The sequence below is a fragment of the Cryobacterium sp. TMT1-3 genome, assembly GCF_004402315.1.
Classification (GTDB): Bacteria; Actinomycetota; Actinomycetes; order Actinomycetales; family Microbacteriaceae; genus Cryobacterium; species Cryobacterium luteum.
Window position 1 is genome coordinate 229191 of the sequence record NZ_SOFW01000030.1, and the last position, 13790, is coordinate 242980.

Consider the following 13790-nt stretch of genomic DNA (forward strand, 5'->3'; position numbering starts at 1 on the left):
GAAAGCGGCATGCAAAAAGGGGGGAGCCAACTCTCGTTGGCTCCCCCCTCGGTGGTGGTGCTACTTCTTGTCGGCCTCGACTGCAGCGTCGTCGACGGCTGCATCGTCGGCGACAACGGTCTCTTCGACGACAACATCGTCAGCGACGACGTCTTCGACCACGACGTTCTCGGACCCGACGGGGGTCGCGGCAACGGTCGCGGTCTTGGAGCGCTTGACCTTGGGGGTCAGGGGCTCGAGAACGAGCTCCATCTGCACCATGGAGGCGTTGTCACCCTTGCGGAAACCGAGCTTCGTGATGCGGGTGTAGCCGCCCTGACGCTCGTTGACCTGCGGGGCGATGACCGTGAACAACTCGTGCACGACGGTCTTGTCGGTGATCGTCGCGAGAACGCGACGACGGGCGTGCAGGTCGCCGCGCTTGGCGAACTGCACCATGCGCTCGGCGAGCGGACGCAGGCGCTTGGCACGGGTCTCGGTCGTCTTGATCGACTTGTGGGTGAACAGGGCCGCGGCCAGGTTCGCAAGCATGAGGCGCTCGTGCGCCGGGCCGCCACCGAGACGGGGGCCCTTTGTGGGCTTAGGCATGGGTAATCTCCAGTATCAAAAAATCGAAAGGCAGCGTTGAAGCGCGAGCCTTAGATGGTCTCTTCTTCGTAGCCGCTGTAGAAGTGCGCGCCGTCGAATCCGGGAACCGAATCCTTCAGGGACAGGCCGAGCTCAACGAGCTTGTCCTTCACTTCGTCAACCGACTTCTGCCCGAAGTTGCGGATGTTCATCAGCTGGGTCTCCGAGAGGGCGACCAGTTCGCTGACGTTGTTGATGCCTTCGCGCTTGAGGCAGTTGTACGAGCGCACCGACAGGTCGAGGTCTTCGATCGGAATCGAAAGCTCGGTCGAGAGCACGGCGTCAACCGGCGCGGGGCCGATCTCGATGCCCTCAGCGGCGGTGTTGAGCTCGCGGGCCAGGCCGAACAGCTCGGTCAGGGTGCGACCAGAGGATGCGATGGCGTCGCGGGGCGAGATAGCCGACTTGGTCTCCACGTCAACGACGAGGCGGTCGAAGTCGGTGCGCTCACCGGCACGAGTTGCCTCGACACGGTAGGTCACCTTGAGCACGGGCGAGTAGATCGAGTCGACCGGAATCTGGCCGGCCTCGGAGAACTCGTTGCGGTTCTGGGTGCTGGACACGTAACCACGGCCACGCTCAATGGTCAGTTCGAGTTCGAACTTCGCCTTGTCGTTGAGGGTTGCGATGACCAGTTCCGGGTTGTGCACCTCGACGCCAGCCGGAGCCGAAATGTCAGCGGCGGTAACCTGGCCGGCACCCTGCTTGCGCAGGTACGCGGTGATGGGCTCGTCGTGCTCGCTCGAGACGACGAGGCCCTTGATGTTCAGGATGATCTCGGTGACATCTTCCTTCACCCCGGGAACGGTGCTGAACTCGTGCAGCACGCCATCGATACGGATGCTGGTTACAGCAGCGCCCGGGATCGAGGAGAGCAGGGTACGGCGAAGCGAGTTGCCGAGGGTGTAGCCGAAGCCGGGTTCGAGGGGCTCAATGATGAACCGTGAACGGAACTCCGAGATGTTCTCTTCGGTGAGCGTTGGACGCTGTGCAATAAGCACTGTTGATTCCTTTCGGCTAAGTGTCCGCTATATGACACTTGCAATGACGAGAGAGTGAAAAGGTGAAAGAAAAGAGTCCCGACGGGCTCAGTGCGAGACAGAGCCCGTCGAGATGACAGCGAGTGCTTTAGACGCGGCGGCGCTTCGGCGGGCGGCATCCGTTGTGAGCCTGGGGGGTTACGTCGTTGATCGAACCGACCTCGAGGCCGGCGGCCTGCAGTGAACGGATCGCGGTCTCGCGGCCTGAGCCGGGTCCCTTGACGAAGACGTCAACCTTCTTCATTCCGTGTTCCTGCGCCTGGCGGGCGGCCGACTCGGCGGCCAGCTGTGCGGCGAAGGGAGTCGACTTGCGCGAACCCTTGAAACCAACCTGGCCCGACGAGGCCCAGCTGATGACAGCACCGGTCGTGTCGGTGATCGACACGATCGTGTTGTTGAAGGTGCTCTTGATGTGGGCCTGGCCCACAGCAACGTTCTTCTTTTCTTTCTTACGCGGCTTCCGTACGGCCGACTTGGGTTGTGCCATGAATTTCTCCTGAATCCTAAAGGCGTTAGCGGGCTAGGCCGAGGGCCTAGCGCGCCTTCTTCTTGCCGGCTACGGTGCGCTTCGGGCCCTTGCGGGTGCGAGCGTTGGTCTTGGTGCGCTGACCGCGAACGGGCAGGCCCTTGCGGTGGCGAATGCCCTCGTAGCTGCCAATTTCAACCTTGCGGCGGATGTCAGCGGCAACCTCACGGCGGAGGTCACCCTCAACCTTGAAGGAACCCTCGACGTAGTCGCGGAGAAGGACGAGCTGGTCGTCGCTCAAATCCTTGACGCGGATGTTTCCGTCGATTCCAGTGTCGGCGAGGGTCTTGAGGGCCCTCGTACGGCCAACACCGTAAATGTAAGTCAATGCAACTTCCACGCGCTTATCGCGCGGGATGTCGACGCCGGCTAGACGTGCCATTGTGTCTCCTGTTAGTGATGGAGGTCTGTAGCAGCTCCTGTACACCGGCCTCCAACCGATGGTGTCACCCGTGACGGGCTCCCGGAACTGCTATTCAATATTTAGTTGTGCAGCGCAGTGTTGTGCAGCGCAGTGTTGTGCAGCGCAGTGTTGTGCAGCGCAGTCTCGAAGAAAAAGAGACTTAACCCTGGCGCTGCTTGTGACGGGGGTTCTCACAGATGACCATCACGTTGCCGTTACGGCGGATGACCTTGCACTTGTCACAGATCTTCTTGACGCTGGGCTTGACCTTCATGGTGATTCCTTGTTTTCGCTGTCTTCGTACCCTCGGGATGCCGAGGGCCGTTACTTACAGCAGTCGTTACTTGTAGCGGTAGACGATCCGGCCACGGGTCAGGTCGTACGGGCTCAGCTCTACGATCACGCGGTCCTCCGGGAGGATGCGGATGTAGTGCTGGCGCATCTTGCCCGAGATGTGGGCAAGAACTCGGTGGCCGTTTGACAGCTCAACGCGAAACATCGCGTTGGGCAGAGCTTCGACTACTGCGCCCTCGATTTCGATGACACCGTCTTTTTTGGCCATACCCTCACTGTCGCTCTGTATTGATTGCTGGTCATGCGGGATTGATGCCAGACACGCCACGAAAGACGACACCAGACACCAAGGATCAATCTTATGGTATGAGATTGCCTTTTGGCAATTCAGTCCTATAATTGCCGGCGCAAGCGCCCCCGACTTGGCGCAAGCAGGCTTGGCCGCAGGAGTCGGGGGCGCCGGGAGAGCGGCTGTGGGTTCGTTCAGTGGCGCACCCGCTGCGCCGCGGCGATTTCGCGGGTGACCGCTTCGAAGAGCGGATGCCCCCCGTCGAGCCCGCAGACGACCTCGGTAATCCGCGGCGCGGCTTCCCCCGCCAGCATCCGCTGCAGTTCGACGCTCTGCGAATCACCGGGGACGTCGAACCGGAAGGCCGCGCGAATGGCTTCGAGCAGGGCGACCGGATTGGTCCCGCCCTCGGCGAGCTCCGCCGCGGGCCCGATGAACCGTTCAAAGCGGCTGAGTTTACGCATCGGCTCCCGACCCACCCGTACGACGGTGTCCTGCAGGGCCGGGTTCTCGAACCGGGTCAGGATCTTCTCCCGGTAGGCCCGTTGGGCGTGCGAGTCGAGGCCGTGCTTGGCTACGAGCAGCGCGGAGGTCTCCTCGAGTACCCGGCGCGCGGCATCCCGCACAACCGACAGCTCGAGCGCCTCGCTGATTGTGGCCGCTCCGGCCAGGTGACCGAAGTACGCGATGGTCGCATGCCCGGTGTTGACGGTGAACAGCTTGCGTTCGATGAACGGCTCGAGGTTGTCGACGAAGGTCGCCCCGGCGATGTCGGGCACCGCGCCGGCAAAGCCGCCGCGCTCGATCACCCACTCGGCGAAGGTCTCCACGGTCACATCAATGCCGGCATCCGGGGATTGCCCCGGCACGATGCGGTCGACGGCGGTGTTGGCGAACACCACCCGGGCGGTGACGGCGTCCCGGTCGGCCGAAAGCACGTGGGACAGCACGTGTTCGGCCAGCCGGTCGGTGGCGTTGATGGCGTTCTCGCAGGCGATCACCGGCAACGGCGGTAGTGTCGCCCGCCGTCGTACCAACCCGGCTGCGATGGCCGGAGCGATGAATTTGAGAATATTCGGTCCGACCGCAGTGGTGACGATATCGGCCGTGGCGATCTCAGTGGCGAGTTGGTCGGATTGCGTGTCGCTGTTGATCGCCCGAAAGCTGTCGACGACGTGCACGCTCGACTCGCCGCCGACCTCGAACACCCGGTAGCGCGGGGCCGACTGCAGCGCGTCGATCAACGCCGCGTTCACGTCGGCGAAGACAACCTCGTAGCCGGCCTCGTGCAGCAGCAGTCCCACGAATCCCCGCCCGATATTGCCCGCGCCGAAGTGGATGGCTTTCATGCTTCGTTGACCTCCTCGAGCAGCTGAAAGATCTCGTCGGCCGACCCGGCGTCGAGGAGCTTCTGCACCTCGTCGGTGTCGGAGAACACGATGGCAACCTTGGAGAGAATCTCGAGGTGTTCGTTGTTCAGTCCGGCGATGCCGACGGCGAACCGCACCGGTTTGCCGTTCCAGTCGATCGGCTGCGGGTAACGCACGAGCGAGAGCGAGGAGCGCAGGATCGACTCCTTGGCCTCGTTCGTGCCGTGCGGAATAGCGAGGAGATTGCCCATGTAGGTGCTGACCGAGGCTTCCCGCTCGAACATGGAGTCGATGTAGTCGGGCCGCACCGCGCCGGAGTCCACCAGCAGGGCTCCGGCTTCGCGAATGGCCTCGTCCCTGGTGGTGGCCGTGCCTTCGGCCACCACGTTGCTGCGCGCGAGGATGTTCTGCGTCACCGGGTCACCTCGTTGTCGTTCGACTTGATCAGCTCGACCACCTCGTCATACCGGGGGCTGTTCATGAAGTTCTCGACCGAGACGTGCACCGAGTTGGGTGACTTGCTCCGTGCCCGGTCGGTGAGGTCCTGGTGGGTGATGACCAGGTCGGCGGACCCGTCGAGGTTGGCGATGGACTTGTTCACGACGGTGACGCCCTCGATGCCGGCCTTCTTCATCTTGTTGCGCAGCACGGAGGCGCCCATGGCGCTCGACCCCATACCGGCATCGCAGGCGAACACGATGTTGTGCAGCGGGCGACCGGCACCGACCGGCGCGGGGGCGGCATCCGCTTGGCCGGCGAGACCGCCGAGCACCGAACTGGACTTGCCCTTGTAGGCCTCGGTTTGCGCGACGGCGGCACCGAGGTCGCCGGTGCTGCCGGCCGCGAGGTCACGCTTGCGGCTGGCCCGCAGAATGACGGCCGCGATCAGGAACGACACCCCGGCGGCGGCGGCCACCGAGAGAATCACCCCGAAATAGCTGTCGGGGGCGGTCTGGAACAGCACCGCGAAGATACTGCCGGGTGAGGCTGGAGCACGCAGCCCGGTCTGGAACGCCACGTTGACGGCGACGCCGGTCATGCCGCCGCCGATCGCAGCGAGGATGAGGAGGGGCTTCATCAGCACGTAGGGGAAATAGATCTCGTGAATGCCGCCGAGGAACTGGATGATGATGGCGCCGGGGGCGCTCGCCTTGGCGATGCCGAGTCCGAAGAACGTGTACGCCAGCAGAATGCCGAGGCCGGGGCCGGGGTTGGCCTCGAGCAGAAACAGCAGCGACTTGCCGCTCTCTTCGACCTGCTGCACCCCGAGCGGGGTGAGCACGCCGTGATTGATGGCGTTGTTGAGGAACAGCACCTTGCCCGGTTCGATCAGGATGCTCGCGAGCGGCAGCAGGCCGGCGTTGATCAGCCAGTCCACCCCGGCCTCGAGCATGCTGCTCAGCCAGGTCACCACCGGCGCGATTCCGAAGAAGGCCCCGATCGCGAGCAGCGCGCCGAGAATGCCGGCCGAGAAGTTGTCGATGAGCATCTCGAAGCCGGGCTTGATCTTGCCGTCCCAGATGGAGTCGACCTTTTTGAGCAGCCAGGCGGCGAGCGGGCCGACGATCATGGCGCCGATGAACATCGGGATCTGGCTACCGACGATGACACCCATAGTGGCGATCGTGGCGATGACGCCGCCGCGGGTGTCGTAGACCATGCGACCGCCGGTGTTGGCGATCAGCAGGGGCAGCAGGTAGGTGATCATCGGGCCGACCAGGCCGACATATTGCGGGAAGGTCGAGCCGTCTTCGTTGGCGGCCAGTGCGGTGGCGGCGCCCTGCCAGCCGATGGCGTCGGCATCACCGAAACCGCCGAGGATGCCGTTGGGCAGCCAGCCGGTCGAGATGAACAGGGCGGTGATGAGTCCCCAGGCAATGAACGCGGGGATGTTCGGCATGACCATGCCGCTCAAAAAGGTGCCGAAGCGCTGCACGTGCACGCGTGTACCTGGGCGCTGCGGGTCGGCTGATGTCGTCGTCATTTCAAGACCTCTCTTGTCGTTGTTGTCTGGCTGGGTTGTTCGGGTTGGCCCATCGCCGCGAGGATCAGGTCGAGTGCGGTCTCACCGTCTCGGTCGGTGAAGATCGTGGTGGGCAGGAGTCGAGCCAGCGCTCCGTGTTCGGCGCATTGCTGAGCGATGGCCGGAAAGGCGGGCGCGAGGTGCGGGCCGACCAGTACGACATCGACCGGGGTGTGGGCGACGGCGGCGGCGAGGCGCACGAGCAGGTCCGCTTCGGTGATGGCGGTCACCGAGGCGGTGAGGCCGCGCAGGGTGGCGCTGCGTCGCAGGCGAAGCGCCACGAACGTGCTCGACGCACCAGCTCCGCACACCACCAGAATCTTCATCGATTCGCCTTCCGACGCTTGCGATCCTGTCAAATTGTTGAGAATTACTCCAAGATCAGAATTTCCGCACCCCCGGAAAGGGCCCCTGGGGCCCGAATGGTGGGCACAATGGTCGCGGAACAGACGGACACGGGGTGCGATCATGGCCGACAAGCAGGCGAGAATGCTGGATTACCTGGTGCGCACGCCTGCCTGGGTCACGGCCGGTGAACTCGCCGATGCGCTCGGGGTCACGCGGCGCAGTGTGCGCAGTTACGTCACCAACGTGAAGGCGGCGGCGCATCCGCTCGCCGTGATCGAGTCCGGACCGTTCGGATACCGTCTGAACCGCACCGCGTACGCCACGTTCGCGCAGACTCCGCCCCCGGAGACGACGGATTCACCGCAGAACCGGGTGTACCAGCTCGTGCGGCGACTCACCGACAGCATGGGTTTCGAAGGCACCGGCGGGCTCGACCTCTACGCCCTGGCTGCGGACCTGTTCGTGAGTGACTCCACCATTGAGGCCGACCTGGTGCGGCTGCGCGCGCTGTTGCCCGGGTCGGGATTGGAGGTGACCCGGCACGGCAGCATCGTGGGGCTGGCTGGCTCGGAGACTGATCGTCGGCGGTTGCTCGGGCGCATGTTCCGGGAGGAGAGCAAGCGGGGGGTCCTCGAGCTTGCCGCGATCTCGCGCGAGTTCGACTCCCATCAACTGGGCGCCTTCAAAACCGACCTGCTCGCCCACCTCGCCACCTCGGGCTATTTCATCAACGAGTTCGGCACTGACGGTGTGCTGCTGCACCTCACCATCGCCGTCGACCGGGCCCGCAAACTGAGGCCTGCAGCGTCCCCGACCCCGCCGGCCGGTCCCCCGCCGGCCGGCGCTCGGCAGGAACTGGCGAGGACCCTGGCCGGCCTCATCACCACGCACTTCGACGTTGCGCTCGAGGCGGCCGAGCTCGACTACCTCGCCGTACTTCTGCGCACCCGGGTGCTCGCGCCGGGACACGACCTGCCGGCGCGCGCGACGGCATCCGCTTTCGCACGCCCTGAGGATCTCGCGGTCGTGCGCCGCATCGTGGCCAGGGCCAGCGCTGAGTATCTCGTCGATCTGACCGACGAGGATTTCATCGCCCGCCTCACCCTGCACGTGCGCAACCTCATCGACCGGGCCGGACAGAGTTCGTTCTCGCGCAACCCGCTCGCGCGCTCGATGAAGACGTCGTATCCGATGACCTATGAACTCGCTGTCTACATCGCGAGCGAACTGCAGCGGCACGAGCAGATCCTGATCAACGACGACGAGATCGCCTACATCGCGATGCACGTCGGCGCCCACCTCGAGCAGCAGCAACGGCAGGAGCAGCCGGTGCGCACGGTGCTGGTCTGCCCGAATTACTACGATCTGCAGGCGGTACTGCGGGGCCGTATCGAGGGCACGCTTGGCACCGACCTCGACGTCGTCGGCGTCATCACGCGCGCTGACGTGGACTGGGAACGGCTCGATGCACCGCTCGTGCTGACCACGATCGAGCCGCCCCGTCCAGTCGACGGGGCGCTCGTGATCCATCCGTTCCTAACCGAGGTCGACGTGAGCAACATTCGCCAGTTCGTCAGCCGGATGCGCCGCAGCGGACGCCTTACCCTGATCAAAGACGAATTGCTGCGCTTCTTCGACGCGGGTCTGTTTCTGCGCAACTTCTATCCCGGCGACGCCGCGGCCATGATTCGCGCCCTCGGCGAGCGGATGCGCGAGCACGGCATCATCACCCAGGCCTACGTCGACGGCGCCCTCGCCCGTGAACGGATGTCGTCGACCGCGTTCACCGACAATCTCGCGGTGCCCCACGCTATGGAGATGACCGCTCTGCGCACGTCCATCGCGATCGTGCTGAACGACGTGCCGATGGACTGGGGTGAGAACCGGGTCACGGTCGTCGCGATGATCGCGTTCAGCGCCGCCGGACGCTCGTCATTCCAAGTGGTGTTCGACCAGTTCGTCGAGGTGTTCGCCGATCGCAAAGACGTGCAGCGGCTGGTACACCGGTCCCCCGACTTCGCGAGCTTCATCGACGAGCTCGTGCATCTGATGGATCAGTTACGGGATGGGAACGGGCACGATGCCGAACTGGGCCAGCCCCGCGGCTCCGCCGTCCTCAGCGGTGAGCACCCAGATGCCGTCCTTGTGCACCGCAACGCTGTGTTCCCAGTGCGCGGCGGCCTTACCGTCGCTTGTGGCGACGGTCCAGTCATCGTCGCGGGTGTACGTGTCGATGGAACCGAGCACAATCATTGGCTCGATGGCGACGACCAGGCCGGGCTTCACGTCGGGGCCCTTCTGACGCACACGGTAATTGAACACCGGCGGAGCCTCGTGCATGGAGCGGCCGATACCGTGACCGACATAGTCGGTGAGGATTCCGTAGGTGCCCTGAGATTCGACGTAGTCTTCGATGGCTTCGCCGACCTCATTGAGGTGACGGGCGGTGTGCAGGCGGGCAATGCCGTGCCACAGTGACTGTTCGGTCACATCGGACAGTTTCTGGCGTTCGGCGACGAGCTCAGGCCGGCTTGCGTCGGGAATCACGTAGCTGAACGCGGCATCACCGTTCCAGCCCTCGATGATCGCTCCACTGTCGATCGAGACGATGTCTCCGGCACCGAGGCGGCGATCGGAGGGGATGCCGTGCACGACGTCGTCGTTGACCGACGCGCACACGGTGTGATGGTAGCCCTCTTCGAGTTTGAAGTTGGGCTTGCCGCCGAGCGCGACGATGGCGGCCTCAGCCGCGGCGTCGAGGTCGAGGGTCGTCGCGCCGATGACCATGGCCGAGCGGGCAGCCACGAGTGATGCCGCGGTCGCCAGGCCCGGTGCCACCATGAGGCGAAGCTGGGCCGGGTTCTTGTAGATGGAACGTCGAAGACTCACTGGTTTCCCACAGACTAGCTCCGAAGAGGGGAGCGATATTTTTATGATTGTTCACATGGTGATGGGCCGAGCCGTGAGGCCCGGCCCGAAGGGTGGAGCGGTTTAAAGCGTGGTGGTGCTGGCGCGAAGGCCACGTTCGGCCAGCGCGGCGAGAATGCGGTCGGTGACCGCTTCAACGGCGCCGAGGCCGTCGATGGTGACGACGACGCCGCGGGTGCTGTAGACATCGATGAGCGGGGCGGTCTGCTCGGCGTAGACGTCGAGACGGTGCCGGATGACCTCGGCCGTGTCATCCGCACGGCCCTGCTCGGCAGCCCGCTTGAGCAGACGCGCGACGACCTCGTCGGTGTCGGCGGTGATCAGCACGACCACGTCGAGCTGGGTGCCCTCGGCGACAAGGAGACGGTCCAGCTCAGCAACCTGGTCGGTCGTGCGCGGGTAGCCGTCGAGCAGAAAGCCGCTGGCGGCATCCGCTTCTTTCAGTCGGTCGGCGACGATCGCGTTGGTGAGGCTGTCGGGAACGTAGGCGCCGGCATCCATGAACGATTTGACCTCCAGCCCCAGCGGGGTGTTGTTGGTCACGTTGTACCGAAAGATGTCGCCGGTGGAAATGGCCGGAACGTTGAAGGCGAGAGCGAGACGCTCGGCTTGGGTGCCCTTGCCCGCGCCGGGCGGGCCGATCAGTAGTAAGCGCGTCATTTAAGAAGCCCCTCATAGTGTCGCTGTTGCAGTTGCGAGTCGATCTGCTTGACCGTCTCGAGCCCCACCCCGACGACGATGAGAATGCTCGCGCCGCCGAACGGGAAGTTCTGGTCGGCGCCGATCAACGAGAAAGCGATGAGCGGGATGAGCGCGATCAGGCCCAGGTAGATCGAGCCTGGCAGGGTGATGCGGGTCAACACGAAGTCGAGGTACTCGGCGGTCGGGCGGCCGGCCCGGATGCCGGGAATGAACCCGCCGTACTTCTTCATGTTGTCGGCGACCTCTTCGGGGTTGAACGTGATGGCCACGTAGAAGTAGGTGAAGCCGATGATGAGCAGGAAGTACATGGCCATGTAGAGCGGCTGGTCGCCACCGGTGAGGTTCTGTGAGATCCAGACCACCCAGGCCGGGGCTTCCTGGCCGGCGGCCGGCTGGTTGAACTGCGCGAGCAGGGCCGGCAGGTAGAGCAGCGAGGAGGCGAAGATGACCGGGATGACGCCGGCCATGTTGACCTTGATCGGTATGTAGGTGTTGTTGCCGCCGTAGGTACGGCGCCCGACCATGCGTTTGGCGTACTGCACCGGGATTCGCCGCTGCGACTGCTCAACGAAGACCACGCCGGCGACCACCAGAACTCCCACGATCAACACGATGATGAGTGTGTCGAAGCCCTGCTGCTGGCCGATCGCGGTCAACGAGCCGGGGAAGAGTGCGGCGATCGAGACGAAGATCATGAGCGACATGCCGTTGCCGACGCCGCGTTCGGTGACGAGCTCACCCATCCACATGATGACGCCGGTGCCGGCGGTCATGGTGATCACCATGAGCATGATCGCGTACCAGGCGTCGTTGGTGATCAGCTGCGTGCATTCGGTGCTGGCGGATGTGCCGAACAGCGCGCCGCTGCGAGCCACCGTGATCAGCGTGGTCGACTGCAGGATTCCGAGGGCAATGGTGAGGTACCGGGTGTACTGGGTCAGGGTGCTCTGACCGGCGGCACCCTCCTTATAGAGGGTGTCGAAGTGTGGGATGACCACGCGCAGCAGCTGCACGATGATCGAGGCCGTGATGTACGGCATGATGCCGAGCGCGAAAACGCTGAGCTGGAGCAGGGCGCCACCGCTGAAGAGGTTGACGAGCTCGTAGAGGCCACTCGTGCCCTGATTGGCTGCCAGACACAGTTGCACGTTGCCGAAGTCCACGAACGGGGCCGGAATGAACGAGCCCAGACGGAACAGAGCAATGATGCCCAGGGTGAAGCCGATCTTCTTGCGAAGGTCGGGTGTGCGGAAGATCCGCGCAATGGCGCTAAACAAAAAGGCCTCCAGATTTTTACGCAGATCGACCCGCACAGGTCGTCTTAAAGCGATCGAGCTTGTCGAATCACACCAAACGATTTACTCGTTGACGGATTCGACAAGCTCGATTGAGCGTCTACGGACTTACTTTACAGATCCACCCGCGGCGACAATTTTCTGCTCAGCGGAAGCAGAGACCTTGTCGACCGTCACGTTCAGCTTAACGGTAATTTCACCGGTTCCGAGAACCTTGACTTTTTCGTTGTCACGAACTGCACCCTTGGCGATCAGGCTGGCAATGGTGACATCGCCGCCGTTCGGGTAGAGCAGTTCGAGCTTTTCCAGGTTGACAACCTGGTACTCGACGCGGAACGGGTTCTTGAATCCACGCAGTTTCGGGGTGCGCATGTGCAGAGGCATCTGCCCACCCTCGAAGCCGACGCGCACGGTGTAGCGTGCCTTCGTTCCCTTGGTGCCTCGACCCGCGGTCTTACCCTTGGATCCTTCACCACGGCCAACGCGCTGGCGGGCCTTCTTCGCTCCGGGAGCCGGGCGAAGGTGGTGTACCTTCAGCACGTGCTCGCGGGGCTCGGTGGGCTCTGCTGCAACAGCGGCCTTTTCAGGGGCAGCGGCCTTCTTCGGTGCTGCGGCCTTTTTGGGGGCAGCAGCCTTCTTCGTGGCGGGCTTGTCCGCTACCTGGGTAGCTTCCTTCTCGTCAGCCATTAGTCAATCTCCTCGACCTTTACGAGGTGAGCGACGGTGTTGACGTAGCCACGGTTCTGCGAGTTGTCCTCGCGGATCGTGACGGCGCCAATGCGTCGCAGACCCAGGCTGCGAAGAGTGTCGCGCTGGTTCTGCTTCTCACTAATTTTGGACTTGATCTGTGTGATCTTCAGCTGGGCCATCAGGCACCTGCCTTCGCGGTTGCGGCCGCTGCAGCTGCAGCAGCGTCGGCACGAAGAAAACGGGCCGGAGCGACGTCTTCGTAGGCGAGGCCACGGCGAGCCGCAACCGCACGCGGCTCTTCGAGCTGGTGCAGGGCCTCGACCGTGGCGTGCACGATGTTGATGGTGTTCGACGAACCGAGCGACTTGCTCAGCACGTCGTGGATGCCAGCGCATTCGAGTACGGCGCGCACCGGGCCACCGGCGATAACGCCGGTACCTGCTGCTGCCGGACGAAGCAGAACGACACCGGCTGCAGCTTCACCCTGCACGGGGTGCGGGATGGTCAGTCCGACGCGAGGAACGCGGAAGAAGTTCTTCTTCGCTTCTTCAACGCCCTTGGAGATAGCGGTCGGGACCTCACGGGCCTTACCGTATCCAACGCCAACCAGGCCGTTACCGTCGCCGACGACGACGAGAGCGGTGAAGCTGAAGCGACGACCACCCTTGACGACCTTCGACACGCGGTTGATGGTGACGACGCGCTCCAGGAACTGGCTCTTGTCGGCATCGCGGCTTCCGCGGTCCTTGTTCGGGTTGCGCTCACGTCCACCACGACGAGCCTCGCGGGGCTCGTTCTGCGGCGGGGTCGTGGAAGCAGCGGTTTCAACCGGTGCCTCGGCAACGGCAGCAACAGGTGCTGTGGTTTCGATCTTTTCAGTGCTCACAGGTTCAATCCACCCTCTCGAGCTCCCTCGGCGATGGCTGCGACGCGTCCTGCGTACTTGCTGCCACCACGGTCAAATACAACGGCTTCGATGCCGGCGGCTTTCGCACGCTCAGCAACAAGCTCACCGACCTTGCGGGCCTTGGCGGTCTTGTCACCATCGAAGGTGCGCAAGTCCGTTTCGAGCGTGGATGCCGACGCAAGGGTGAAACCCTTGCTGTCGTCGACGACCTGCACGAATACGTGGCGAGCCGAGCGCGTGACAACGAGGCGCGGGCGAAGCGCCGTTCCCTCGATCTTCTTGCGAAGACGTGTGTGTCGACGTCCGCGGGCTGCGGCCTTGCTCTTGCCTCTAGTTCCGAGTCCCATG

At 63.8% G+C, this 13790-nt stretch carries 17 protein-coding genes and 1 pseudogene; 1 reads left to right on the forward strand and 17 read right to left on the reverse strand.

All coding sequences use genetic code 11. From position 1 onward, the window contains the following. Window positions 1-60 precede the first annotated feature (60 nt). The 10 genes from rplQ to E3O25_RS10115 form a co-directional block, all read right to left on the reverse strand. Window positions 61-588 (reverse strand): 50S ribosomal protein L17, encoded by a 528-nt coding sequence (gene rplQ, locus E3O25_RS10070; RefSeq protein WP_092107274.1) that lies wholly within the window; start codon window positions 586-588, stop codon window positions 61-63. A 50-nt stretch (window positions 589-638) separates the two neighbouring features. Next, window positions 639-1628: a DNA-directed RNA polymerase subunit alpha gene (locus E3O25_RS10075; RefSeq protein ID WP_092107272.1), complete on the reverse strand. Its 990-nt coding sequence runs from the start codon at window positions 1626-1628 to the stop codon at window positions 639-641. Window positions 1629-1755: 127 nt separating this feature from the next. Next, window positions 1756-2154 (reverse strand): 30S ribosomal protein S11, encoded by a 399-nt coding sequence (gene rpsK / locus E3O25_RS10080; RefSeq protein ID WP_092107270.1) that lies wholly within the window; start codon window positions 2152-2154, stop codon window positions 1756-1758. A gap of 46 nt (window positions 2155-2200) precedes the next feature. Beyond that, entirely contained in the window at window positions 2201-2575 is a 375-nt protein-coding gene (gene rpsM, locus E3O25_RS10085; RefSeq protein ID WP_092107268.1) for a 30S ribosomal protein S13, read from the reverse strand. A gap of 181 nt (window positions 2576-2756) precedes the next feature. Continuing rightward, complete coding sequence (gene rpmJ / locus E3O25_RS10090) at window positions 2757-2870, reverse strand: 50S ribosomal protein L36 (protein WP_035834639.1); 114 nt, start codon at window positions 2868-2870, stop codon at window positions 2757-2759. Between the two features lie 66 nt (window positions 2871-2936). Next, entirely contained in the window at window positions 2937-3158 is a 222-nt protein-coding gene (gene infA / locus E3O25_RS10095; RefSeq protein WP_035834638.1) for a translation initiation factor IF-1, read from the reverse strand. Between the two features lie 215 nt (window positions 3159-3373). After that, entirely contained in the window at window positions 3374-4528 is a 1155-nt protein-coding gene (locus E3O25_RS10100) for a mannitol-1-phosphate 5-dehydrogenase (protein WP_134361070.1), read from the reverse strand. Beyond that, window positions 4525-4965, reverse strand: a complete 441-nt coding sequence (locus E3O25_RS10105) for a PTS sugar transporter subunit IIA (RefSeq protein ID WP_092107264.1) — start codon at window positions 4963-4965, stop codon at window positions 4525-4527. The genes E3O25_RS10100 and E3O25_RS10105 overlap by 4 nt, the downstream gene beginning before the upstream one ends. After that, window positions 4962-6533, reverse strand: coding sequence for a PTS mannitol transporter subunit IICB (locus E3O25_RS10110; protein WP_092107262.1), 1572 nt, complete (start codon window positions 6531-6533; stop codon window positions 4962-4964). Before E3O25_RS10110 ends, E3O25_RS10105 begins: the two co-directional genes overlap by 4 nt. Further along, window positions 6530-6898: a PTS sugar transporter subunit IIB gene (locus E3O25_RS10115; RefSeq protein ID WP_092107260.1), complete on the reverse strand. Its 369-nt coding sequence runs from the start codon at window positions 6896-6898 to the stop codon at window positions 6530-6532. The genes E3O25_RS10110 and E3O25_RS10115 overlap by 4 nt, the downstream gene beginning before the upstream one ends. 163 nt (window positions 6899-7061) lie before the next feature. On the opposite strand from E3O25_RS10115, the pseudogene E3O25_RS10120 reads away from it, so the two are divergent. Continuing rightward, window positions 7062-8912, forward strand: a pseudogene (locus E3O25_RS10120) (transcription antiterminator); the annotation flags it as partial. A 66-nt stretch (window positions 8913-8978) separates the two neighbouring features. Here E3O25_RS10120 and map read toward each other — a convergent pair. From map to rplR, 7 genes are all read right to left on the reverse strand, one after another. Further along, window positions 8979-9761, reverse strand: coding sequence for a type I methionyl aminopeptidase (map, locus tag E3O25_RS10125; RefSeq protein WP_092107609.1), 783 nt, complete (start codon window positions 9759-9761; stop codon window positions 8979-8981). 150 nt (window positions 9762-9911) lie between these two features. Continuing rightward, window positions 9912-10508 (reverse strand): adenylate kinase, encoded by a 597-nt coding sequence (locus E3O25_RS10130; RefSeq protein WP_092107256.1) that lies wholly within the window; start codon window positions 10506-10508, stop codon window positions 9912-9914. Further along, window positions 10505-11827: a preprotein translocase subunit SecY gene (secY, locus tag E3O25_RS10135; protein ID WP_092107607.1), complete on the reverse strand. Its 1323-nt coding sequence runs from the start codon at window positions 11825-11827 to the stop codon at window positions 10505-10507. Before secY ends, E3O25_RS10130 begins: the two co-directional genes overlap by 4 nt. Before the next feature lie 126 nt (window positions 11828-11953). Next, window positions 11954-12532, reverse strand: coding sequence for a 50S ribosomal protein L15 (gene rplO, locus E3O25_RS10140; protein ID WP_092107254.1), 579 nt, complete (start codon window positions 12530-12532; stop codon window positions 11954-11956). Beyond that, the gene (gene rpmD / locus E3O25_RS10145) at window positions 12532-12714 is read right to left on the reverse strand and encodes a 50S ribosomal protein L30 (protein WP_066597599.1); all 183 of its coding nucleotides are present in this window, start codon (window positions 12712-12714) and stop codon (window positions 12532-12534) included. The genes rplO and rpmD overlap by 1 nt, the downstream gene beginning before the upstream one ends. Then, window positions 12714-13421 carry a ribosomal protein S5 gene (rpsE, locus tag E3O25_RS10150; RefSeq protein WP_369827303.1) on the reverse strand — a complete coding sequence of 236 codons (708 nt, stop codon included), beginning with the start codon at window positions 13419-13421 and terminating at the stop codon, window positions 12714-12716. Before rpsE ends, rpmD begins: the two co-directional genes overlap by 1 nt. Then, entirely contained in the window at window positions 13418-13789 is a 372-nt protein-coding gene (gene rplR / locus E3O25_RS10155) for a 50S ribosomal protein L18 (protein ID WP_092107252.1), read from the reverse strand. The genes rpsE and rplR overlap by 4 nt, the downstream gene beginning before the upstream one ends. Window position 13790: the final 1 nt, after the last annotated feature.